Origin of the sequence: Sphingopyxis sp. (genome assembly GCF_040216815.1) — a bacterium.
Lineage (GTDB): Bacteria > Pseudomonadota > Alphaproteobacteria > Sphingomonadales > Sphingomonadaceae > Sphingopyxis.
The window spans coordinates 232,024-254,869 of the sequence record NZ_JAVJOJ010000005.1 but is presented as its reverse complement, the minus strand read 5'-3'; the positions used below and the strand labels follow the sequence as shown (position 1 = coordinate 254,869).

23 protein-coding genes are annotated in these 22,846 nt (G+C 67.9%); 5 read left to right on the top strand and 18 right to left on the bottom strand.

Annotated features, from left to right (window positions below):
- Positions 1 to 59: 59 nt before the first annotated feature.
- From RIA72_RS08760 to RIA72_RS08750, 3 genes are all read right to left on the bottom strand, one after another.
- Positions 60 to 929 carry an AAA family ATPase gene (locus RIA72_RS08760; RefSeq protein WP_502957948.1) on the bottom strand — a complete coding sequence of 290 codons (870 nt, stop codon included), beginning with the start codon at positions 927 to 929 and terminating at the stop codon, positions 60 to 62.
- A gap of 97 nt (positions 930 to 1,026) precedes the next feature.
- Complete coding sequence (locus RIA72_RS08755) at positions 1,027 to 2,265, bottom strand: DUF4350 domain-containing protein (protein WP_350031794.1); 1,239 nt, start codon at positions 2,263 to 2,265, stop codon at positions 1,027 to 1,029.
- The gene (locus RIA72_RS08750; protein WP_350031793.1) at positions 2,262 to 2,972 is read right to left on the bottom strand and encodes a DUF4129 domain-containing protein; all 711 of its coding nucleotides are present in this window, start codon (positions 2,970 to 2,972) and stop codon (positions 2,262 to 2,264) included. The genes RIA72_RS08755 and RIA72_RS08750 overlap by 4 nt, the downstream gene beginning before the upstream one ends.
- A 178-nt stretch (positions 2,973 to 3,150) precedes the next feature.
- On the opposite strand from RIA72_RS08750, the gene RIA72_RS08745 reads away from it, so the two are divergent.
- Both RIA72_RS08745 and RIA72_RS08740 read left to right on the top strand, forming a co-directional pair.
- Positions 3,151 to 5,352 carry a dehydrogenase E1 component subunit alpha/beta gene (locus RIA72_RS08745; protein WP_350031792.1) on the top strand — a complete coding sequence of 734 codons (2,202 nt, stop codon included), beginning with the start codon at positions 3,151 to 3,153 and terminating at the stop codon, positions 5,350 to 5,352.
- Entirely contained in the window at positions 5,349 to 6,401 is a 1,053-nt protein-coding gene (locus RIA72_RS08740) for an ACP S-malonyltransferase (RefSeq protein WP_350031791.1), read from the top strand. The genes RIA72_RS08745 and RIA72_RS08740 overlap by 4 nt, the downstream gene beginning before the upstream one ends.
- Before the next feature lie 167 nt (positions 6,402 to 6,568).
- On the opposite strand, the gene RIA72_RS08735 is transcribed toward RIA72_RS08740, so the two are convergent.
- The 3 genes from RIA72_RS08735 to RIA72_RS08725 form a co-directional block, all read right to left on the bottom strand.
- Complete coding sequence (locus RIA72_RS08735) at positions 6,569 to 7,222, bottom strand: response regulator transcription factor (protein WP_350031790.1); 654 nt, start codon at positions 7,220 to 7,222, stop codon at positions 6,569 to 6,571.
- Positions 7,223 to 7,398: 176 nt separating this feature from the next.
- The gene (locus RIA72_RS08730) at positions 7,399 to 8,742 is read right to left on the bottom strand and encodes a hypothetical protein (protein WP_350031789.1); all 1,344 of its coding nucleotides are present in this window, start codon (positions 8,740 to 8,742) and stop codon (positions 7,399 to 7,401) included.
- A 93-nt stretch (positions 8,743 to 8,835) separates the two neighbouring features.
- A complete protein-coding gene (locus tag RIA72_RS08725) occupies positions 8,836 to 10,101 on the bottom strand; it encodes a S8 family serine peptidase (RefSeq protein ID WP_350031788.1) in 1,266 nt (421 codons plus the stop codon).
- A 110-nt stretch (positions 10,102 to 10,211) separates the two neighbouring features.
- Between RIA72_RS08725 and RIA72_RS08720 the strand changes: the two genes are divergently transcribed.
- On the top strand, positions 10,212 to 10,700 hold the full coding sequence (locus RIA72_RS08720) for an RNA polymerase sigma factor (RefSeq protein WP_350031787.1): 489 nt from the start codon (positions 10,212 to 10,214) through the stop codon (positions 10,698 to 10,700).
- Positions 10,697 to 11,389, top strand: coding sequence for an anti-sigma factor (locus RIA72_RS08715; RefSeq protein ID WP_350031786.1), 693 nt, complete (start codon positions 10,697 to 10,699; stop codon positions 11,387 to 11,389). The genes RIA72_RS08720 and RIA72_RS08715 overlap by 4 nt, the downstream gene beginning before the upstream one ends.
- A 23-nt stretch (positions 11,390 to 11,412) precedes the next feature.
- On the opposite strand, the gene RIA72_RS08710 is transcribed toward RIA72_RS08715, so the two are convergent.
- From RIA72_RS08710 to ectA, 7 genes are read right to left on the bottom strand one after another with little or no spacing between them, the layout of a single operon-like run.
- A complete protein-coding gene (locus tag RIA72_RS08710) occupies positions 11,413 to 12,735 on the bottom strand; it encodes an MFS transporter (protein ID WP_350031829.1) in 1,323 nt (440 codons plus the stop codon).
- Positions 12,736 to 12,750: 15 nt separating this feature from the next.
- Positions 12,751 to 13,995, bottom strand: a complete 1,245-nt coding sequence (locus RIA72_RS08705; RefSeq protein ID WP_350031785.1) for an MFS transporter — start codon at positions 13,993 to 13,995, stop codon at positions 12,751 to 12,753.
- A gap of 14 nt (positions 13,996 to 14,009) precedes the next feature.
- Positions 14,010 to 15,449 carry an aspartate kinase gene (locus tag RIA72_RS08700; protein WP_350031784.1) on the bottom strand — a complete coding sequence of 480 codons (1,440 nt, stop codon included), beginning with the start codon at positions 15,447 to 15,449 and terminating at the stop codon, positions 14,010 to 14,012.
- On the bottom strand, positions 15,446 to 16,366 hold the full coding sequence (gene thpD, locus RIA72_RS08695; protein WP_350031783.1) for an ectoine hydroxylase: 921 nt from the start codon (positions 16,364 to 16,366) through the stop codon (positions 15,446 to 15,448). Before thpD ends, RIA72_RS08700 begins: the two co-directional genes overlap by 4 nt.
- Positions 16,367 to 16,397: 31 nt before the next feature.
- The gene (locus tag RIA72_RS08690; protein ID WP_350031782.1) at positions 16,398 to 16,811 is read right to left on the bottom strand and encodes an ectoine synthase; all 414 of its coding nucleotides are present in this window, start codon (positions 16,809 to 16,811) and stop codon (positions 16,398 to 16,400) included.
- 18 nt (positions 16,812 to 16,829) lie between these two features.
- On the bottom strand, positions 16,830 to 18,134 hold the full coding sequence (gene ectB, locus RIA72_RS08685) for a diaminobutyrate--2-oxoglutarate transaminase (protein WP_502957946.1): 1,305 nt from the start codon (positions 18,132 to 18,134) through the stop codon (positions 16,830 to 16,832).
- A 4-nt stretch (positions 18,135 to 18,138) separates the two neighbouring features.
- Positions 18,139 to 18,594, bottom strand: coding sequence for a diaminobutyrate acetyltransferase (ectA, locus tag RIA72_RS08680; RefSeq protein ID WP_502957947.1), 456 nt, complete (start codon positions 18,592 to 18,594; stop codon positions 18,139 to 18,141).
- Positions 18,595 to 18,910: 316 nt separating this feature from the next.
- Here ectA and RIA72_RS08675 point away from each other — a divergent pair, with 316 nt between their 5' ends.
- Entirely contained in the window at positions 18,911 to 19,390 is a 480-nt protein-coding gene (locus RIA72_RS08675) for a MarR family winged helix-turn-helix transcriptional regulator (RefSeq protein WP_350031780.1), read from the top strand.
- Between the two features lie 130 nt (positions 19,391 to 19,520).
- Here the strand turns inward: RIA72_RS08675 and rpmG are convergent, their stop codons facing one another.
- From rpmG to RIA72_RS08650, 5 genes are all read right to left on the bottom strand, one after another.
- A complete protein-coding gene (gene rpmG / locus RIA72_RS08670; RefSeq protein WP_011543216.1) occupies positions 19,521 to 19,688 on the bottom strand; it encodes a 50S ribosomal protein L33 in 168 nt (55 codons plus the stop codon).
- Between the two features lie 219 nt (positions 19,689 to 19,907).
- The gene (locus RIA72_RS08665) at positions 19,908 to 20,636 is read right to left on the bottom strand and encodes an energy transducer TonB (RefSeq protein ID WP_350031779.1); all 729 of its coding nucleotides are present in this window, start codon (positions 20,634 to 20,636) and stop codon (positions 19,908 to 19,910) included.
- A 161-nt stretch (positions 20,637 to 20,797) separates the two neighbouring features.
- Positions 20,798 to 22,108, bottom strand: a complete 1,311-nt coding sequence (locus tag RIA72_RS08660; protein ID WP_350031778.1) for a glutamate--tRNA ligase — start codon at positions 22,106 to 22,108, stop codon at positions 20,798 to 20,800.
- A 67-nt stretch (positions 22,109 to 22,175) separates the two neighbouring features.
- Positions 22,176 to 22,385, bottom strand: coding sequence for a hypothetical protein (locus RIA72_RS08655; RefSeq protein WP_350031777.1), 210 nt, complete (start codon positions 22,383 to 22,385; stop codon positions 22,176 to 22,178).
- Positions 22,386 to 22,389: 4 nt separating this feature from the next.
- On the bottom strand, positions 22,390 to 22,830 hold the full coding sequence (locus RIA72_RS08650; RefSeq protein WP_350031776.1) for a DoxX family protein: 441 nt from the start codon (positions 22,828 to 22,830) through the stop codon (positions 22,390 to 22,392).
- Between the last annotated feature and the right edge of the window lie 16 nt (positions 22,831 to 22,846).

Below are 22,846 nucleotides of genomic sequence, written 5' to 3'. Positions count from 1 at the left end.
GCAAGCCGCTCTGGATTGCTTCGCTGCGCTCGCAATGACGCCGTGAAAACCGGTTCCGCTCACCGGGGCGCTTCCTCGCGTTCGAGCAGCGCGGCGACGACCTGTTCGACGCTGCGCCCCTCGATCTCGGCCGCGGCCGACAGGATGACGCGGTGGCGCAGAACGCCCCCGGCGAGGCGCTGGACATCGTCGGGAATCGCATAGTCGCGCCCGTCGAGCGCCGCCGCCGCACACGCCGCGCGCGCAAGCAGCGTTGCGGCGCGGGGGCTGGCGCCGCATTCAAGGTCGGCGCTTTCGCGCGTCGCGCGGACGAGGCGGACGATATAATCGACGATCTCATCGGCGAGGCGAACGGTGGCGATCACATCGATTGCGTCGCCGATCGCCTTGGCATCGGCAACCTGCGCGACGCCGAAATCGCCGATCGCGGGGCTTTTGAACCGCCCGCCATGGTCGGCGACGATGCGGCGTTCCTCGTCGGCGGCGGGGTAATCGACGACCAGTTTGAACAGGAAACGGTCGAGCTGTGCCTCGGGCAGCGGATAGACGCCCTGTTGCTCGATCGGATTCTGCGTCGCGAGCACCGTGAAGCGCGGGCTCATGGCATGTGGCTCGCCGTTGATGGTGACGCGGCGTTCCTGCATCGCCTCCAAAAGCGCGGCCTGCGTCTTGGGCGGCGTGCGGTTGATTTCGTCGGCGAGCAGCAGTTCGGTGAAGATCGGCCCCTTGGTCAGCGTGAAGCTCGACGTCTGGAAATTGAAGAGGTTGGACCCCAATATGTCGCCGGGCATCAGATCGGGCGTGAATTGAATGCGCCCGAAATCGAGCCCCGTCGCGCGTGCGAAAGCCTGCGCCAGCAGGGTCTTGGCAGTGCCGGGCGGCCCTTCGAGCAGCACATGCCCGCCCGCGAGCAGCGCGATCGTCACCATGCGCGTGAGTGCTTCCTGCCCGAACACGGCCTTGGCGACCTCCGCCTCGATCGCGGCGCCGAGGGCCGCCACGCTTTCAACGCCTGGAGCGGCAGGATTAGCTGTCACGGAGTAGATCCTTTCTAATGGCATGCAGCGCCTGTGCGTCGCTGAGAAATTCGTGCGTGCTCCGCGCCAGCGGCAAACGCCGCGCGAGCGCCGAAAAAGATTCGCCGCCGCCGCGCTGGTGCCGATCGATCCAGTCGTCGGTTTCGGCATCGCTCAGTCCGGCGGGCGCGTGCAGCCGCCGGACGATCGCGCTGCGCTGGCTTTTCACATAGGCGCCGGCGCCGTCGATCTCACGGCGGGCTTGTTTGATGAGGTCGGCGCTGTTCGCAATCAACGCCGCCTTCGACACCGGGATCGCGCGCCCGGGGCGGATCGCGGGACCGAAGCGCGCCCACGCCTGCCACAGCGCGAAAAGCCCCGCCGCGATCAGGCAGAGGGTGATGCCGATGAAGGGCGGGACAAAGGCGAAGCGGAGGAGCGATCGCTGCGCGCCAAAGCCGTTCAGCGTCAGGTCGAACGCCAGGGCATCGGCACCGGCATCCTCGGCGATCGCATCGATGAGATTGGCCGCGGCGGCGGCCTTGTCACGGCTGGCAAAGGCAAGATTGTTGACGAGGTCGGGATCGGCCAGAACATAAAGGTTGCGATCGCGTACCCGCGCGAGCAGCGCCGATCCGTCCGATGCGACGATCAACGGCTCCAGGCCCGCACCGCGCATCGTGTGGAGCGGGCCTGGCTCGACCAAGCGGATCGCGCGCGCGCCGACGCGGCCACGCGCATCGTCATTGCCCCAGCGCGCCCGGCCCATCCTGACGGGGCCGAAAATATCCTCGGGCAGCAGCCGCATCGGCGGCAGAAGCGCGATGCCGCTGCCGACCCAGCCGGGTTTCGGTGCTTTGGCATCGGCACGACCGGCCGACCATTTGGGCAGGATGACAAGTATCGGCGTGTCGCCATTCGCGGTCAACAGCTCGCGCATCTCCTCGGTCCGCGTGCGCGCCGTCGGGGTCAGGATAAGGAGCGGGTCATGCTCATAATGAAAGGTCGGCTCGACCTTTCGGCGCAGTTCGACCTCAGCCCCCGCGCGTTCAGCCAGATCGACGATGCCGGCATAGCCCGGCGCCGCCTTTGACAGCGCGTGCCCGCCGCCGTCATTGCCGCCACCGATCTGCGGCCCCAGCGCGATCAGCGCCCACAGCGCGATAAAGGCAATGACGCCGATCGCGACCACTGCCGCGATCAGCCGCGGATTGAAACCATGGTCGCTGACGGCGCCCGTTCCGGTCATGTGCGCGCCCAGTTTCTTGCGATCGTCAGATCGGTATAGGCGCTGCGGCATTGGTCCCAGGCGCTCGCGTCGACCGCGCGCCCGCCGAACAGGCTGATCTCGACCGCGCGCGCGATGCGGCTGAACGCGCGCCGCGCCGCCGGGGGAAGGTCGTGCGCCTCGGCCAGATCGCGCGACGTCATCGCGGGCCGGACGAGGCCGGGGCGACGCCCCTCGATATCCTCGACGCTGCGATAGAGAAGCAGGTGCACCGCCTCGGCAAAGCGGTCCGCAGCGGCGAGCGCGTCGGCCTCGGCCAGCAGGGCGCGCGCGGCCCCTGCCTCGACCTCGGCCGCCCCGTCATCCGCATCGGTTTCACCGCGCCTTCGGCGGAAGCGCAACGCGTCGACCCAGCGCGCGAAACCGGGAACAAAACGATACAATAGGAACAGCGCAACCAGCGCCACGGCGATCCATATCAATGGCTTTGCGGCAGGGGTACTCCAGTCGAAAAAGCGCCCGATCGCATCGAACAGCGATGTCAGCCATTCGGGCGGCGGGGTCGGCGGGGGTGGCGGCGGGGGAAAAGCGGTCTGGATTTCTCCCCCGGCGACCGTCTGGCTGAACGCGGGATCGATCAGTTCGGGATCGAGCAACCAGCCCTCCGATCCTCCGGCGCTCGCCGGGCCGGCGGCGGCCGACGTCTGGGCGATCCCTGTGGCTGTCATGCCGAAAAGAAAATTTCGCCCCACACGGTCATCGCCGATCTTGGTAGCGCGAGCGAGCAGAGCAAGGCAAGAGATGCTTGCGCGCCGGACGACCCCGTTATAGCGCGCGGTCCGGTCGGCCGGTTGGTTACGATGGCAACCAGTGGCCAGACGAGGGGCCAAAGGAGAGGAGAGTCGGGTGGACGCGGCGCAGGCGGTACATGAAAAATTCCTCGCGGCGCTGGCCGAAGGGCGATTGCCCGGCCGCGGCGACGCCCCCGATCCGGGCGCCATCGGCCTGTCGCGCGCCGACGCCACCGATATCTTCCTGTCGCAGTTGACGAGCCGCCAGATGGACCGGCTGTCGCGCGCGCTCCAGGCGCGCGGCGAGGGCTTTTATACGATCGGCTCGTCGGGGCATGAGGGGAATGCCGCGGTCGCCGCGGCGCTGCGCGTCACCGACATGGCGTTCCTCCATTATCGCTCGAACGCGTTTCAGCTCCACCGCGCAAGGCAGCGTCCCGGCGGAACGCCGACATGGGACATGCTGCTGAGCTTTGCCGCGTCGAGCGAAGACCCGATTTCGGGGGGGCGGCACAAGGTCATCGGGTCGAAACCGCTCAATATCCCGCCGCAAACCTCGACGATCGCCTCGCACCTGCCCAAGGCGGTCGGCGCCGCCTTCTCGATCGGCATCGCGCGGCGGCTGGGCATGGACGATCTGCCGTTGCCGGGCGACGCCGTGGTGCTTGCAAGTTTCGGCGACGCCTCGGCAAATCATTCGACCGCGCAGGGCGCGTTCAACACCGCGGGCTGGGCGGCGCATCAGGGGACCCCGATGCCGCTCGTCTTTCTGTGCGAGGACAATGGCATCGGCATTTCGACGCGCACTCCGGCGGGATGGATCGAGGCGCAGTTCCGCCAGCGCGCCGGGCTCCATTACATCCAATGCGACGGCACCGACCTCGCCGCGGCGTACAGGGGCGCAAAGGAAGCCGCCGATTATGCACGCCGCACGCGGCGGCCGGTGTTCCTGCACATGGGCACGGTGCGGCTTTACGGCCATGCGGGGTCCGACGTGCAGGGTGCCTATCTTCCCAAGGCGCTGATCGAAGCCGACGAGGCGCGCGATCCGCTGCTGAAGGGCGCGGCGCTGATGATCGAACAGGGGTGGATGAGCGCGGCGGAGATCACGGGCGCTTATGACGAGATCGGCGCCACGCTGGCGCGGCAGGCGGAGGCCGCGATTCTGCGGCCCAAGATCACGACCGCGGCGGGCGTGATGGCCAGCCTGGTTCCCCCGAAACGCGATGTCGCGCGCTCGAACAGCCCTGCGGACGACGACCGCAAGGCGATGTTCGGCAGCGATTGGGGTCAGATGGACAAGCCGATGCATATGGCGCGGCTGCTCAGCTGGGCGCTCGCCGACCTGATGCTCGCGCACAAGGAAATCGTCGTCGCGGGCGAGGATGTCGGGCCCAAGGGCGGGGTCTATAACGTCACCGCGAAACTGCACCAGCGCTTCGGATCGGCGCGCGTGATCAACACATTGCTCGACGAACAGGCCATCCTGGGGCTCGCAATCGGCATGGCGCACAATGGCTTCGTCCCGATGCCCGAAATCCAGTTCCTCGCCTATGTCCACAATGCCGAGGACCAGATCCGCGGCGAAGCCGCAACGCTGAGCTTCTTTTCGGACGGCCAGTACGCCAACCCGATGGTCATCCGCATCGCGGGGCTGGGGTATCAAAAGGGCTTTGGCGGGCATTTCCACAACGACAACAGCCTGGCCGTCTTTCGCGACATTCCGGGCCTTGTCCTCGCGGTACCGTCGAACGGGCGCGATGCGGTGGCGATGCTGCGCGAATGCGTTCGGCTGGCGCGCGAGGAACAGCGCGTCGTCGTTTTTGTCGAGCCGATCGCCCTCTATATGACGCGCGACCTGCACGAGGAAGGCGACGGCCTGTGGACCAGCATTTATGAAGCGCCGGGCGAGGGGACGCCGATCCGCCTCGGCGATGTCGGCATTCATGGCGACGGCACCGATCTGGCGATCGTCACCTATGGTAACGGATATTATCTCTCGCGCCAGGCCGAAAAGCTTCTGGCGGCCGATGGCATCCAGGCTCGGGTGATCGACCTGCGCTGGCTGGGACCGGTCGACGAGGAAAAGCTGGTTGTCGCGGTCGGCGATGCCAAGCGCATATTGATCGTCGACGAATGCCGCATCACGGGATCACAGAGCGAGGCGCTGATGGCGACCTTTGCCGAACGCACACCCGACAAAAAATTCGCGCGCATCGCCGCCGACGACAGTTTCATCCCGCTAGGCAAGGCGGCGACGCTGACCCTGCCGAGCCGCGACAGTATCGTTGCGGCGGCGAAGGAGCTCTTGGCATGAGCGGCCGCAAGACCGCCATCGTCGTCGCGCCCGGCCGCGGCACCTATGGCAAGAGCGAGTTGGGCAGCATCGCGCGGTTGCACGGTCAGCGGTTCGCCGACGCCATCGCGGGTTTCGATGCGGAGCGCCGCGACCGCGGCCAGCCGACCGTCACCGAACTCGACGGCGCCGACCGCTTCAGCGTCGCGACGCATATGCGCGGCGACGTGGCGGCGCCGCTGATCTACACCGCGACCGCGCTCGATTATCTCAGCATCGACCGCGAGGCCTATGACATCGCCGCGACGCTTGGCAATTCGATGGGCTGGTACAGCGCGCTGGCGCTGGGCGGCGCAGTGTCGATCGCCGACGGCTTTCGCATCGCCAATGCCATGGGCCTCAACAGCCAGACGCACGGACCGGGCGGACAGATTCTGATGCAGGTCGTCGATGACGACTGGCGGCCCGTGCCGGGATTGCGCGACACGCTGCTCGACATGGTGGCCGCGATCGACGCACGGGCCGATCACGCGCTTGCGCTGTCGATCGACCTCGCCGGTATGCTCGTGCTTGCGGGCAATGAGGAAGGGCTCGCCGCGCTGCTCGCCGAAGCGCCGCCGACGCCGGGGCGCGATCCGTTGCGGCTCGCGGGCCACGGCCCCTTTCACACACCGCTGATGGCCGGCAGCTCGCAAAAAGCGAAGGCCGAGCTGCCGCCGTCGCTGTTCGCGCGCCCCGCGCTCCCGATGGTCGACGGCCGCGGTCATATCTGGCGGCGCTTTTCGAGCGACCCCCTGCAAATGTGGGACTATAGCTTTGGGCACCAGATCCTCGCGCCCTATGATTTCGCGCTTTCGGTCCAGGTTGCAGTCAAGGAGTTCGCGCCGCAGGCGATCATCCTGCCCGGCCCCGGCGACACGCTGGGCGGTGCGATCGCGCAGGCGCTGATCGGGATCGAATGGCAGGGGATGAAGAGCAAGGCCGATTTCATGGCGCGGCAGGCGTCGGACCCAATTCTGCTGTCGATGGGCCGCACCGAGCAGCGCGCGCTTGTGACCGGCGACAAATAGGGCCGACAGCGATTATTCGCTGCCGGCCCTTTCGTGCGTACGCGGTCAGGTGGGGTTGACCGCGCCCGAATGAACGGCGGCGCCCATGGGGACCAACACAGGGGCGGGATGCCGTTCATATCCCTTATAGCGCGCCAGCGCGCGATCAGGCCGCAACCGCGCCCCCATCATGCGCCGAAATGGACCGGATCGACAGGAGCGGCGCGCGCATAATCGGCGGTGAAGCAAAGATGCAGCAGCTCGGCGACATTGCCCGCCCCCGACCGGCGCATGATGTTCGCGCGGTGGACCTCGACCGTGCGCGGGCTGAGATCGAGCCGCCGTGCGATCGCCTTGTTGCCGAGCCCGGCAGCGATACCGTCCAATATGTCCCGCTCGCGCGGTGTCAGCCCGGCGAGGCGCGCTTCGGCGGCGCGGCGGCGCGCGCGCGCCGCTAGCCACGACCCGCGCTCCGCCAGCGCCGCGTCGACGGCACGGCGAACGAGCCCCGGATCGAGTGGTGCGGGGAGGAGGTCGCGCGCCCCGCCGCGCAGGATGGCGCGCGATTCGGCGATGCTCAGCCGTTCGGCGGCGACGAAAGCGGCGATACCGTCGCGCGCCGCGACATGGGCGAGCAGTGCGGCGCCATCGACCGTTCCCGGCTGGTCCCAGCGCAGCAGCAACACGCCGCAGCTTTCCTCATCGCCCGCCGCGAGCCAGTCGTCGCCGCTCGCAAAGCTGCGCACGACGCGCGCCGCCCCCGCTGCGAGCACGCGGAAACAGGCGGCGCGCTCGACCGGGTCGGGAAGGATCAGGTGGATGTGGCCGTCATCGCCGGTCATGCCGCCGATGCTAGCCGCCCGGCGAGCGCACGCGACAGCCCAACAATGACAGCGATGGCGCCATAATGGAGCACGTCCGTCCCGCGCCGACGATCATGCCGGCCGCCACGGCGCTCCGCCAACGCGAAGGGGCGGGCCGCATGGCGGCCCGCCCCGATCCTTATCCAGAGCCAACGTCAGTTGTTGCGGACGTGATTCCGCGGTTCGTGAGGACGTCCGCCCGCTGACTGCCGACCCGAGGCCGGTTGCGCGGCGGCGGGCTGTCCCGACGGCGCGGTGGGCTTGGCCGACGCTGGAGCGGGCTGCCCGGCCGATCCCGCTTCCTCCTGCGCCTTCGCGGTATCCTTGAGCTGGCCCTTGGTCATGCCGCTGACGAGCACATCGCCCGAACCGGCGAAGCTGGCGGCGGGCAGCGTCGCGACACGATCGCCGACCTCGACCGTCACCGCCTCGACGACGCCGCTACCCGTCTGACGCACGCCGTGGACATAACCGATCACCTTGCCGCGCGGGTCGGTGACGGGCATCCCCGACGCAACGGCGAACATGCCGTTGCCGCTGGCGGCGCCGCTACCGGCGGCGGCGAGCTGGCCAAGACTGCCCTGAAACGCGCCGTTTCCGGCACCCGTTCCGGCCACCGAACCCAGCAGGCCGGGGGCCGGCTGTCCGGCTTCCTGCCCCTTGGCGACATCCTTGATCTCGCCTTTGGTCATCCCGGTGATCAGCGCATTGCCCGCGCCGTTGAAACTGGCAGCGGGAAGAGTCGCAAGGCGATCGCCGACCTCGACCGTCACCGCCTGCACGACGCCGCGGCCCGTCTGGCGCACGTCATGGACATGACCGATGACATTGCCGCGCGGATCGGTGACGGGCATCCCCGATGCGACCGCGAACATGCCATTGCCGCTGGCCGCACCGCTGCCCGCCGCGGCAAGCTGGCCCAGGCTGCCCTGAAAGCCGCCCGCGGCCGAACCTGCGGCGCTGGCGCTGCCGGAGACGTTCGACAGCACACCGCCTGCCCGGTCGCGGGCAGCCCCGGCCGCGCCCTGCGCGGTTCCGGTGGCAGTGGCGGCGGCGCCGCGCGCCGTTCCGATGGTGCCGCCAACGGTTTCGCGGGCAAAGTCGGTGCCGACGGCCTGCGCGCCGACGCTGCCGTCGGCCGAGGCGCGGCCCGAACCCTGTGCATTGCCGCCCAGCGTGCTGCCGAGCAGATCGCCGCCGGCATTGGCCGAACCCTTACCGCGTGCATCGGCGCCGCCGCGACCTTCGACGCGGCCCGACCGCCGATCGACCTTTGCTTCGCCGCGGCCCGACCCCGTAAGGTCGCCCGCGCCGCCAAGCGTGCCGCCGATCGGACCCGTCGGGTTGCCGAGGGTGCCGCCGAGCGTGCCGCCAAGACCGCCGCCGAGGCCGCCGCCGAGGCCGCCGCTACCACCGAGCAGCTGCGCCGTCGCCGGCGCCGAAAAAGCCATGGCCGACGCGGCAAGCGCGAAGGCCGAAATGAAAATACGATTTGCCATTGTCCTACTCCTGCATTGGGCCCGGAGGGGCTGGGCCTGATGCAAGAACGATGGCGCGTCCGATATTCTTCCAAAAAAATATGCGGGGCCCGCTCAGCGTCCGCAATCGCCGCAAATCAGGCCGTGACCGTAAATCTTGTCGCGCCCCTTGGCGCCGAGGTCGCGCGCCTCCATCACCAGCGCGGCAACCGCGGGCCCGATCGCCTCGATCGCGGCGACCGGATAGTGGAGCGCAAGCCGCCCGGCGACGAGCGGCGCGGCAAAGGATGTCCCGCGCAGGCGGCCGGAACTGGCCGCGCCGGTCGCGGCGTGCACCGCATCGCCGGGGGCGGCAAAGTCGATGTCGAGCGCGCGGCCGGCCTCCGGGAGCGCGCGCCGCCTGGCATCGACACCGGTTACGGCGAACACGCCGCGATAGGATGCGGGATAGGCGGGCGGCGCGGCAGGTCCGTCATTGCCGACCGCCGCGACGATCAGCATTCCCCGGCGCTGCGCGGCGGAAACCGCCGCCGCGAGCAATTTATTGTCCGGGCCGACAAGGCTGATCGTCGTCACCGCGACGCGGCGCGATGCAAGCCAGCCCAGCGCGCGGGCGATCGCGCTGGCGCTTCCACCCGCCGGGTCGGCGCCATAGACGTCCGCGGCGAGCAGATGCTGTCCCGGCGCCGCGCCCTGCACCTTCCCCGCGCCGACGAGCAAGGAGGCAACCGCCGTTCCATGTTCGCTGGCCGCGGGCGCACCGCGCGCGAATCCCTGCTGCTCGACGCGCCCCGCCACCGATGGATGCGCCGCGACGCCGCCGTCGATCAGGCCGAGCGGCGCCGGGCCTCCGGGCGCGGTCGTTGCCAGCATCGTCCCCGGCAAAGCCCCGCCCGGCCCGCTCGGAAAATAAATATGGTCAACATCGACTTCGGCTTGGGGCAACAGCTTGGCCAGTTGCCGCTGCGCCCGGCCGAGGCTGCGCCCGTCGGGGACGCGAAAACGCGCGATGTCGATGCCGAGCGCATCGAGCCTTTCGCGGTTGATCAGCCCAAAACCCTTTTCGCGGGCACGCGCGATCATCGGCCCATCGACGCCGATCGCGACGAGGACGCCGCGCACCGCCGGCTCGCCCCGCGCGTCGCGCTCGATCGCGTCGGGGTGACGCCGGACCAGTGCGGCGATGCGGTCGAGCCGCAGCGCGCGCAGCCTGTCCTCCGTGGCGCCAAGCGTGTCACCCGCCAGATCGGGCAGCCCCGGCAAGATGCGCCCCGTGTCGGGAATGCCGACCGGCGGCAACGCAACCTGCGCCCCGGCGCGCGGGACCGCGCCGCCGGGAAGGAGGCAAAGCGCGAGCAGCCATGCGAACATATATTTCATCTTTGTCTCTCATCGACGCGCGGCGTCGGCCGCGACAGAAAATTTTAGCATGATGCGGAAGAAACGATAGAAGGCTGTCGTTTCATCCTCAGGCAATCGAAAAGGCGACGATGCGCTTTGAAGAGGAACTGATCGAGCTGCTGCCCCGGCTGCGCCGTTTCGCGCGCGGCCTGACGCACAGCACCGCCGACGCCGACGATCTGTGTCAGGCGGCGATCGAGCGCGCGCTGAAATCGCGCGGGCAGTGGCAGGACGGAACGAGATTGGACAGCTGGATGTATCGCATCACCCGAAATCTGTGGATCGACGAGCGGCGGGCGGCGGGGCGGCGCGGCGTCCATGAGGTAATCGACGAGGGCGTGATGCAAATCGCGGGCGACGGCGCCGCCGAGGTCGAGGCGGGCGCGCTGCGCGGCGATGTCGATGGCGCCATGGCGCGCCTGCCCGACGAACAGCGCGAGGTCGTGATGCTCGTCCTTGTCGAAGGCTATGCCTATCGCGAGGCGGCCGAAATCCTGGACGTGCCGATCGGCACCGTCACCTCGCGCCTGGCGCGCGGGCGCGACACATTGATGCAGTTGCTGGGAGAGGCGGCATGAGTTTCGATCCCCTTTTGGTCGCCGCTTATGTCGACGGCGAAGTCGACGACCTGACGGCACGCCGGATCGAACGCGAGGCGGAAAGCAATGCTGCGCTCGCCGCCGCGATCGCACGCCATCGCGCGCTGACGGTACAGCTGGCGGCGCATTACGCTCCCGTTGCGGCCGAACCGGTCCCCGACCGGCTGCGCGCGCTGCTGGCCGATACGTCGATCGACACGAGCCTTGCCGAACGGCGCGAACGGCGGCGCCTGCGCGTTGCGCCCGCGCATATGGGCGCAATCGCGGCGTCACTCCTCCTCGGACTGACGATCGGTATGCGGCCGTGGGCACCCGCCGCCGACGTGGCGGAACGCGGCGGCATGCTCGTCGCCTCGGGCGAGCTTGCCGCCGCGCTCGACACGCAGCTCGCGGCGACGCAGGGCGCCGATCCCGCGGTGCGGATCGGCCTCAGCTTCCAGGACCGGCGCGGGCGTATCTGCCGCAGTTTCGAGGGCGCCGCGCTGTCCGGCATCGGCTGCCGCGACGCGAACGGCTGGTCGCTCGAACGGACGGTGGGCGGCCGGACCGCCAGCGCCTATCGCCAGGCGGGATCGGGATCGCTGGCGGCCGATGCGGCGGCGATGATGGCCGGCGAGCCTTTCGACGCCGCCGCCGAACGCGCCGCGCGCGCGCGCGGGTGGGAATAGACGCCCGGACGTCCCGCGCGCGCTCAACCCCGCCGAAACGGGTCTTCGCGCAGCGACCGTCCCGCCGTTTCGGGCATGAAGCGCAGCGCCACCATCCCGACAAGGCAGGCGAGCATCATATAATAAGCCGGCATGAGCGGGTCGCCGGTCAGGCTGATCAGCCCGCTGCCGATCATCGGCGCGGTGCCGCCGAAGATCGAGGTCGAGATATTATAGGCGACGGCAAAGCCCGCGAAGCGCACCGCGGTCGGGAACATCGCGGGAAAGGTGGCAGAGATCGTCGCAAGTTGCGGCACATAAAGCAGACCGAGCGCCATGAAGGCGATCACCGCGCCCGCAAAACCCGTGCCGATCAGCATATAGAGCGGCACGACGAGCAGGAAGAGCCCGATGAGCGACCAGCGCCACATCGGCCGCCGCCCCACCCGATCCGACAGCGCGCCGGCAAAGGGCAGGAAGATCATCATGAAGAGCATGCCGATGATCGGCACGAGCAGCGCCTCCTCGCTCGACAGGCCGATGCGCCGCTGAAGATAGGTCGGCATATAGCTGAGCAGCGAATAGTTGACGACGTTGAGCGCCACCACCAGCCCGCCAACCACCAGCAAGGGGCGCCAGTAATCGCGCAGCAGCACGGCCAGCCCCGGCGGCTCGCGCCGCTCGGCGGACGCCATTTCCTCGCGAAATACCGGCGTATCCTCCATCTTCGATCGGACATACATGCCGATGAGCCCGATCGGCCCTGCAATCAGGAACGGAATGCGCCAGCCCCATTCGTGCATCGCCGCATCGCCGAGATAGAGCGAATAGCCGAGCATCAGCGCCGCGCCGAAGGAAAAGCCCGCGAGCGTCCCGAATTCGAGGAAGCTGCCGTAAAAGCCGCGCCGGTCGTCGGGCGCATATTCGGCCATGAAGGTCGCTGCGCCGCCATATTCGCCGCCGGTCGAAAAACCCTGGAGCATCCGCAGGATGATAAGCAGGGTCGGCGCCCAGAAACCAATGCTGTCATAGGACGGAATGAGTCCGACCGCGAAGGTCGCGCCCGCCATCAGCAAAATCGTCATCGCGAGCACCGACTTGCGCCCGATGCGGTCGCCGAGCGGCCCCCAGAACAGCCCGCCGAGCGGCCGCACGAGGAAGGAGATGGCAAAGGTCGCGAGCGCGAACAGCACCGCCTCCTCGGTCTCGCCCGGAAAAAGCGCCGCCGAAATATAGGTCACGCCATAGGCATAAATGCCATAGTCGAACCATTCGACGGCATTGCCGAGCGCCGACGCCCCGACCGCGCGGCGGAGCGGCGATGATCCGGCGTGCGCCGATGAGGGGGCGGAGGCGTCGGGGGTCATGATCTTGTCCATGCGTCACCTGTTTTTTTGGATTGGTTCGGGTTCGGGGCCGGCGGGATCGAGCAGCGCGGCAACCGGCGTGGTGCGCGGCAGGATCTGGAAATCCTGTTGCGCCGCGCCGGGAACGGGATCGCTGGCGGCGAGGCGCCAAAGGCCGAAGGCGAGCATCGCCGCCGCCGCCAAAGCGATGAAGAGGAACAGCCCCCCCGCCCCCGCCGCGGTCATCGCTGCCGCCGCGCCGAGCGGGCCTATTGCGGCGCCGACCGAATAGAGGAGGACGAGCTGACCGCTGGCGGTCACGCGCTCCGACGGCAGCAGGCGGTCGTTCGCGAAGGCCACGCACAGCGGATAGAGCGCGAAGCTGAGCCCGCCGAACAAGGCGCCGAGCGCAAAAAGCAGCGCCCCGGCGGGGGCCATGGCGAGCGCGACGCTGACACCGAGCGTCGCGGCAAAACAGGCGATGATCACGCGGCGGCGGTCGAAGCGGTCCGACAGGCGGCCGAGCGGCCATTGCAGCGCGACGCCGCCCAGAATCACCGTCATCATGAAGGTCGCGGTGTCGGCGAGGCTGAGCCCGGTCCGCCGCGCATAAATGGCGGCAAGGCCATAGAAGGCGCCGAGCAGCAGCCCGGTCATCCCCGCCCCCGCGACGCCAAGCGGCGACGCTTCGAACAGCCGCCGCAGCGGCAGCGACGCCGCATCCTCGAGCGCGGGCGCCGCGCTGCGCGTCAGGCAGACGGGAATGATCGCGAGCGAGATCAGGACCGAGGCGAGTTCAAAGGGAATCTGCGGCGCCGTATTGCCCGAACGCAGCAGCAGTTGCCCGATCGCCTGTCCAGAATAGAGCGCGACCATATAGAAAGCGAGGACCGTGCCGCGCGTTTCCGCCTCCGCCCGGTCGTTGAGCCAGCTTTCGACGCAGATGAACACCCCCGCGACGCACAGCCCGTCGACCAGCCGAAGCCCCGCCCAGAGCAAGGGGTGCTGAAACAGCGCATAGGTCAGCGTGCTCGCCGAAAGCAGCGCAACAAAGGCAGCATAGGCACGAATATGGCCGACGCGGCGCACGAGAACGCCCGCGCGGAGCGCGCCGATCACCAGCCCGCCGAAATAGGCGGTGGCGACAAGGCCGATCACCATCGTGCCGCTGCCCGCGCGTTCGAGCCGGAGGCCGATGAGCGTCGACAGGAAGCCGCTGCCCGCCATCATCACGAAGATGGCGACGAGCAGGCTGCGAACGGGGTTGATCGTGGCAAGCATCGGCGGCAGCCGGATCAGGCGGCGCGCCGCTTTACCGCTCCCCCGGCCTCATCCTCGACCAGCGCCTTGTGCAGCGCGACGACGGCAGTGTCGAAATCGCCCGGATCGATCAGGAACTGGATGTCCACGTTGCGGATCTGATGCTGCATCGCGATCATCGATACCCCCGCCGCATCGAGTGCGCGCAGCGCATCGGGAACGAGGCCGGGGCGCGAGATGTCGCTGCCGATCACCGATACCATCGCCACCGGCTGTGCCGAAATCGCGGCGTCGGGATATTGGTCCTGCAGGCCGCCGATCACCTTGTTCACCGCGGCGGCGCTCGCCGACAGATAATGGGTGATCGTGTTCGCGTTCGACGATTTGCTGACGATCCAGATCTTGTGGCGCGTCAGCGCGTCGAGGATCGCGGCGTCATAACCCTTTACCCCGACCATATCCTGTTCGAAGAATTGCAGCGCCTGCACCTGGCGCAGCCCGGTGACGATCTCGACGCGCGGTACGTCGGAGACATAGTCGCCGGTCACCAGCGTGCCTTCGTCCTCGCGGTCGAAGGTGTTGCGCACGCGCAGCGGGATGCCGGACTGGCGCAGCCCGCGCCCGGCCCCCGGATGGACGGCTTCCATCCCAAGGTTCGCGAGCTGGTCGGCGACGTCGTAATTGGTGCGGCCGATCTTGCGCGCCTTGCCTTCGCCGACCAGCTTGGGGTCGGCGCTCGACAGGTGGAACTCCTTGTGGATGATCGCCTCGCGCGCGCCGGTGAGCACGGCAAGCCGCGAGAAGGTCATTTCGGTATAGCCGCGCGCATAGCGGCGTACCATGCCGCCTTCGCATCCCGCATAGCCGGTGACGATCGGCAGCGTGGTGCGAAGATCGATCGGGGCAAAGGCTTCCTTGATCCGTTCGTCCAGGCTTCTGAGATCGTCCTGGTCCCACAGCGTCAGATCGACGAACAGCGCATTGACGTCGCGGTCGCGCAGCAGCAGCGCGGTGCTGTGCGCGCTATGCGCCTCGCCGATCCCCGCGAGCAGTTCGCGCACCGTCGCGAGCTGGTCCTTCAATCCGAAGCGCCCATGGCTGCGCAGCCGCGCGAGATCGTCGAGGCAGGCGGCGACGGCATCGACGCGCGCATCGACGAACCGGTCGGCCTCGGCCCGGCTTTCGCCGCGCACGAACATCTCGGCATTGCGCGCGTGCATCGCGGTGCGCACCGCCGCCATGCCGCGGCGCCATGCGTCGGCATCGTCGTCGTCGACGAAATGACCATAGACCCCGGGCGCGCCTGTCTTCTTGTTTTCAAGGAGCAGGTCGGTCATCCCGGCATAGGCCGACACGACAAAGATGCGGTTGTAGAGATCGGCGCCCGACCGCCCCGCGACGAGCACATTGTCGAACAGGGTCGCGGTCGCGGCCATCGAGGTGCCGCCGATCTTTTCGACGCTGTGCCCCGTCATGCCGGCACCGCCTGGGCGAGCGGCCCGCGCTCGACGCTCAGTGCCGCTGGTTCGTCGCGGTTCGCGAGGAACCAGGGACGCGGCTTTTCGACGCCGAAGGGCTTTTCGAGCCGGTTGCTGACGGCGTTATAGACCAGGAAGGCATTGGCGCGCGGGAAGGGCGTGATGTTGCCGTTCGACCCGTGCATCAGATTGCAGTCGAACAGGATCACCGTGCCCGGCTTGCCCGTCGGCGCGACGATGCCATGCTTGTGCGCCAGTTCGGCCAGGCTTTCCTCGTCCGGGACGCCATATTCCTGTTTCTTGAGCGAGCTCAGATAATGGTCGTCGGGGGTTTCGCCGACGCAGGTGAGGTAGGTGCGGTGCGACCCCGGAATCACCATCAGCGGACCATTGTGCGGCGTGTTTTCGGCGAGCAGCACCGACATCGACAAGGCGCGCATCCGCGGCATCCCGTCCTCGACATGCCAGGTTTCGAAATCGCTGTGCCAGTAAAATTCCTTGCCCTTGAAACCGGGCTTATAATTGAGCCGCGACTGGTGGATATACACCTCGTCGCCGAGCAGAAAGCGCGCGACATCGGCGAGCCGCGCGTCGGAGGCCAGCCGCTTCATCACGGGGCTTTGCGCGTGAATCTCGAAGATGGAGCGGATTTCCTTGCCCTGCGGCTCGGTAACGATCGTCTCGGCGTCGAGCGCGGCGGGGTCGGCGAGCAGGGCGCCGGCGGCTTTTTGCAGGAAGGCGACTTCGTCGGCCGAGAAAATATCCTCGAGCAGCATATAGCCATCGCGGTCAAAGGCCGCGGCCTGCGATGCGCTGATCGGCGCGGCGTCGCTCCATTCGCTGTAGACGACAGGGTCCAGGCGCGGCCGCATCTCGGCTTCCGCGCGCTGGCGCGAGGGGTAGAGGTCTTGCATCGGACGTCTCCCTTTCTGTTGGGTGTGAAGGTCAGTCGGCGGCGACGCGCTCGCGCGCGAGGTCGGGGTCCGCCGGATAGGCCCCGCTTTCGTCATGCACTTCCCGGCCCGTGACGGGCGGGTTGAAGACGCAGGCGGTCAATATGTCGGTTTCGGGCCGAACGATGTGGCGGTCATGGTCGTTGAGTGCATACATCACGCCGGGGCGCAGCGCGTGAACCTCTCCGGTCGCCAGATCCTCGATCGTGCCCGTGCCTTTCAGCACCAGCACCGCCTCCAGATGGTTCTGATAATGCATCTTGAGCTCGCTGCCCGCAAAGAGGGTGGTGACGTGGAACGAAAAGCCCATGCCGTCATCCTTGAGCAGCAGCCGCGCGCTGGCCCAGCCATCCGAACGGACGTTGCGGTCGGTTTTGCGAATCTCGCCTAGGTTGCGAACGATCATGTCTTTTGTCTCCTGTGCTTATTCGGCGGCGACGGCGTAATCCGAAGCCATCGCGTCGCGGATCTTGGTTTCGAGAATGTCGAGGCCGGCGCCGAGTACGGCGTCGTCGATGACGAGCGGAGCAAGCACCTTGATCACCTCGTCATGCGCACCGCTCGTTTCGATGATCAGCCCGGCATCGAAACAGGCGGCCGTCACTGCCGCGGCGAGTTCGCCCGAACCGACATTGATGCCGCGCATCATGCCGCGGCCGCGCGTTTCAAAGCCGTGGTCGGCGGCGATCGCACCGAGCCGCGCCGCGAGCAGGTCGCCGCGACGGCGCACGTCGCGCTGGAAATCGTCGCCGTTCCAGAAATGGCGGAGCGCGGCGGTGGCGGTAACGAACGCGTGGTTGTTGCCGCGAAAGGTGCCATTATGCTCGCCCGGCGACCATTGGTCGAGTTCGGGGCGCAGCAAGGTCAGCGCAAAGGGCAGTCCCATGCCCGACAGCGACTTGGCGAGCGTGACGATGTCGGGGGTAAAACCCATATCCTCGAAGCTGAAAAAGCCGCCGGTGCGGCCGCAGCCCGCCTGGATGTCATCGACGATGAGCAGCGCGCCGTGCGCCTTGGCGATGTCGGCGATGCGGCGCAGCCACTCGGGCGATGCGGCGTTGAGCCCGCCTTCGCCCTGTACCGTTTCGACCAGGATTGCCGCGGGCGCGTCGAGCCCGCTCGACGGATCGGCGAGCCGCTGTTCGAGCAGGTCGGCGGTATCGACGTCGGGGCCGTAATAGCCGTCATAAGGTTCGTGCGCGACGTGGGCGAGCGGCACGCCCGCGCCGCCGCGCTTGGTCGCATTGCCGGTGCAGGCAAGCGCGCCCAATGTCATGCCGTGGAAACCGTTGGTAAAGGCGATGACCAGTTCGCGGCCCGTGACCTTGCGCGCGAGCTTGATCGCCGCCTCGACCGCGTTGGTTCCCGTCGGGCCGGTGAACATGACGCGGTGATCGAGCCCGCGCGGTTTCAGGATCAGTTCCTCGAACGTATCCAGAAAATCGCGCTTGGCATCGGTATGGAGGTCGAGCCCGTGGGCGATGCCATCGGCCGCGATATAGTCGAGCAGCGCCTGCTTCAAAATCGGGTGGTTGTGGCCATAGTTCAGCGTCGAGCATCCTGAGAGAAAGTCGAGATAGCGCCCGCCCTGATCGTCGTGCATCCACACGCCCTCGGCCTTGCCGAACTGGCGCGGCATCGAGCGCGCATAGCTGCGCACCGCCGATTCGCGGCGCTCATAGATGCTCCGGTCGGGAAGCGTGCCCGAAGGCTGCGGTGTCTTGCTCATCATCCTATTCCTGTTCTGCGTCGATTTTTGTGCGGTCGAACGGCCCGATGCGGGCCAGAAATTCGGTTGCGTGGGCGCCAGCGAAATGCGTCTCGCGCTCGAAAAGCGGGGTGCGCTCCAGCTCGGCGTCCCAATCGCGCGCCAGCCCGCGAAAAAGCGCCCACGACGCCTGATTGTCGGCGGTGATCGTCGTGATCATGTGCGTCACGCCGTCCTGCGCCGGTCGCGCCAGCAGTGCGGCAATCATCCGGCTGGCCAGCCGCCGCCCGCGCCCTTCGGCGGCTACGGCGACCTGCCAGACGAAAAAGGCGTGCGCATCCGACGGCGGGCGATAGCCCGACACCCAGCCGACGATGCGCCCCGCGCGCTCGGCGATGATGCACTGTTCGGCAAAATGTTCGCACTGGAGCAGGTTGCAATAGCGCGAATTGCGGTCGAGCGGCGGGCAGGCGGCGATCAGCGCGGTGACGGCGGGGCCGTCGGCGGCCGTCGGCCGGCGAAAGCGCAGATCGGACGCACCATGGTCCGATGGGCTGGCGTCCGCCGCGGGCGGCACAGAGGCTTCGTCTTTTGGACGATCGAATATATTTCATCTCCTGAAACAAATAACGGCGCATTGCGCGCCGGTTGATTCTCAAAGCGCGCGAAATATAGGATCATTCCGTGGTTTCGCAACCCATTGCGTCGATTATATTTCATTATCCGAAATAAATAGAAGGATCGGGGGCGTCGAAAATGGGTTTGGCGCCGCTGCGCCGCGCGTCTAAACGGGAGCGATGGAAAGCGAGATCGCCAACGCCACACTCAAAGCCTTGCGCCGCGTGCTGCGCGCTGCCGAGGGCGGCACGCGGCGGCTCGCCGCCGCCACCGGCCTGACGCCATCGCAGCTGCTCGTGCTGCGCGAGATCGACGCGCGCGGCGAGGTGACGCCGGGGATCGTCGCGCAGCGGCTGGAATTCAGCCACGCGACGGTGACGGCGATCGTCGACCGCCTCGTTGCGCTTGGCCTCGCGAGCCGCGCGCGCAGCGATCAGGACAAAAGGCGGATGCTGCTCGCCGCGACCGAAAAGGGGCGGCGCTGCCTTGCCGAAGCGCCCGACATGCTACAGGAAATCTTTGCCGCGCGCTTTGCCGCGCTGCCGGCATGGGAACAGGCGATGATCCTGGCGGGCACCGAGCGGCTTGCGGACATATTGGGCGTGCGCGAAATGGACGCGGCGCCGCTGCTCGACACCGGCGCGATCGACCGCATCTGATCCGGCGCGGCTGCCACGCACAAAGGCCACGCACGAAAAAGGGCGGCGCAAAGAGCCGCCCTTCTGGCCCCCGCCCGCGCGGGGATGACGTATTTTCAGACCGCGCGGCGTCGCCGCACGGGATAATGCGTCACTTGATCTTGGCTTCCTTGAACTCGACGTGCTTGCGCGCACGCGGGTCATATTTGCGCACCGTCATCTTCTCGGTCATCGTGCGCGGGTTCTTCTTGGTGACATAGAAAAAGCCCGTGTCGGCGGTGCTCACCAGCTTGATCTTAACAGTCGTCGGCTTGGCCATGGCCCTGGTTCCTCGAAGTAACTGCACATCCGCCGGTGGCCCGGTGGATGCGGCGGGACTAAGCGGCCCCGACGTTGGTGTGAAAAACATGAAAGGGCCGCGCGACGCCGCGCCGCCCTTCAATATCCGCGCGCCTTTGGCGGGATTCGGCGCTTCTGTCAAGCGAAAGGAAGGGGACGGGCGGCGCATCGCCGCCCGTCCCGGAGGGGTCCGCGCCCCTCAGGCGCTCCGAATCTCGAACCGGACCGTCATCACTTTCCAGCTTTCCTCCGGCACGCCGCCGCGCGTTGCGGGTTTGAAGCGCCATTTGGCCAGCGCGCGGCGCCGCGTTTCCTCGAAAAAGCCCGGACTGTCGGCGTGGATCAACTCGACCGCCTTCACGCGCCCATCGGTCCCGATGAGCACGCGCACCTTGGCAACCCCCTCGATGCCGCGCCGTTGCTCGCGCGCGGGATAGTCGGGCTGGAACGCCCCGGCATGGCGCGCGTCGAGTTCGGCGAGCACGAGCTTGGGCGGTGCCGGCGGATCGGCGGGCCGCGCCGGCGGACCCGGATCGATCGGGCGGCTATCATATACCGGCCCGGTCGCGACGCGATCGTTGGTGAGCGGTTCGGTTTCCACGCGCGGGGCGACGGTTTCGGTGGCCGAGGGGGTCTTGGGTGTCGGCTTCGCATCCTCGACGGGTTGGGGCGGCGGTGGCGGTTTGGGCAATTCGATGAGCGTACCGGTCATCGGTTCCGACTTCGGCGGCGTGACAACGATCATCGGCGACAGCGCCACCGCGACGACCAGCACGGCGGGCAGCCCGACCGCGAGTAGCGCCGCGACCGGATGGCGGCGATGGTCGCTGCCATAGACGGTGCGGGCCGATGTCGCCGAGTGGCCCGCCGGTACGGCGGTGACGCCGGGCGCGGCCATCATTGCAGAAATCAGCGGTATCAGGGTCATGGCATCTCTCCTTGCCTCGCGACCCGGTTCCGGCGGTCGACCGCCGCCATCAGCCCGGTCGCAGAACAAGAATGTTATAACATCACTTATTTGTCAAACGGATTGCTTATGTGTCTCCCGCACCCCCGCGAAGGAACACAAGAACCCGACGTCTGGCGCCCTTACGCCGCCGCCAGCCGTGCGATCGCCTCATCCTTCGCGATCAACGGCAACAGCTCGGCCATGTCGGGGCCATGGCCGCGCCCGGTGAGCGCGCGGCGCAGCGGCAGGAACAGTGCGCGCCCCTTCGCCCCCGTCGCCTCCTTTACCGCAGCGGTCAGCGCGTGCCACGGGTCGGCGGTCCAGTCGATGCCCGGCGCCACCTTCGCCGCCGCTTCGATCACCGGCCGGTCGGCGGCTTCGGGCACCGGCGGCGCGAAGGGCCCGTCGAACACGGGGAGCCACTCGGCGGCTTCGGCAACCGTCGCCAGATTGGGGCGAATCGCATTCCAGCGCGCTTCGGTGAGCGCCGCGGGAAGGCGATCGGCCACCGCGGCATAGCCCGTGTGATGCAGGATTTTCTGATTGAGCAGCGCCAGCTCGGCTTCGTCGAAGCGCGCAGGCGCGCGGCCGAAGCGCGCAAAGTCGATGCTCTCGACCAGCGGCGCCATTTGGGTGACGGGCTCGACCGGGTCGCTCGTCCCGAGCCGCGCCAGCAACGCAGCAAGCGCGATCGGTTCGATCCCCGCATCGCGCAGGCTCGCCATGCCGAGCGAGCCCAGCCGCTTCGACAATTTGCCCTCGGTGCCGACGAGCAGCGCCTCGTGAGCAAAGGCCGGCGGCGCGGCGCCGAGCGCGGCGAACATCTGAACCTGCGCCGCGGTGTTCGACACATGATCCTCGCCGCGCACGACATGGGTAATGCCCATCGCGATGTCATCGATCACGCTGGGAAGCAGGTACAGCCAGCTTCCGTCGGCGCGGCGCACGACGGGATCGGACATCGTCCCGGGATCGAAATGCTGGGGCCCGCGAACAAGGTCGGTCCATTCGATCGGCGCATCATGGTCGAGCCGGAAGCGCCAGTGCGGCGCCACGCCATCGGGGACCGGCGCGCGGTCGGGCTTGCGCTCGTACACGGGGGGCAGGCCGCGCGAGAGCAGGATCTTGCGGCGAATCTCCAGTTCTTCGGGCGTTTCGTAACAGGCATAGACGCGGCCCGCCGCTTTCAGCCTTTCGAACTCGGCCTCGTAAAGCGCAAAGCGCGCCGACTGGCGCTCCTCGCCGTCGACGTCGAGCCCCAGCCACGCCAGGTCGGCGCGAATGCCCTCGACATATTCCTCCTTCGACCGTTCGAGATCGGTGTCGTCGATGCGCAGCAGGAAGCGCCCGCCATGTTTCCGCGTCCACAGCCAGTTGTGGAGCGCGGTGCGGACGTTGCCGACGTGAAGCTGGCCGGTCGGCGAGGGAGCGAAGCGGGTCGTGACGATCATGGCGCGCGCCTATAGCCGCATTGCCGCCCCGCTGGCGACCCCGCAGTTGCAGGATGGGGCGCGCCGGTCAGCCGTCGCGCTCTTCGCGGATCTTGCGGCTCATCAGGATATGCGCGGCCCAGCGCAGCGCCATGCCGATCACCGACAGCGCCGCCCCCGCGACCACCGCGGCAACCAGCGCGCGATCCTCGCCCGCGGCAGGCCAGGCGACCCACGCGAGCAGCGCGACGCTGACAATCGACAGCGCATAGCCAATGCCGGTCAGCCAGTTCGCCAAGCGATCAGCCCGCGGCGCGTTGCGGCGCGCGCAACACCGGCCAGTACGCCCAGGCGATGCCAAGCAGCGCGACGATCAGGAGGACGCTATATTCGACGCCATTGCGCCCGCCGCCGACGACGAACCACCCGGCGGGCATATGCACAAGGATCATCCCCAGCGTCAGGATGAAGGCGTGGCCGAGCGCCGCCAGGCTGGTCCAGCGGCGCGCAAGCATCAGTGCAGGGCCGACGAGTTCGTACAACGTCACCGCCATCGCCCAGCCATAGCCATAGGGAAATCCCAGGCTGTCGAGCCAGGTGCCGAAGGGGGCGACCAGATCGGCCGCCAGCCGGTAGACGCCGTGGATCAGGATGAGCAGTGCCACGGTGATCCGCACGATGTCGAGCACGCGTTCGGCCCGCGCGGCGGGCGCCTTCGGCCCCAATGGCAGCGTGACCTCCATCCCCTGTCCCCCTTAC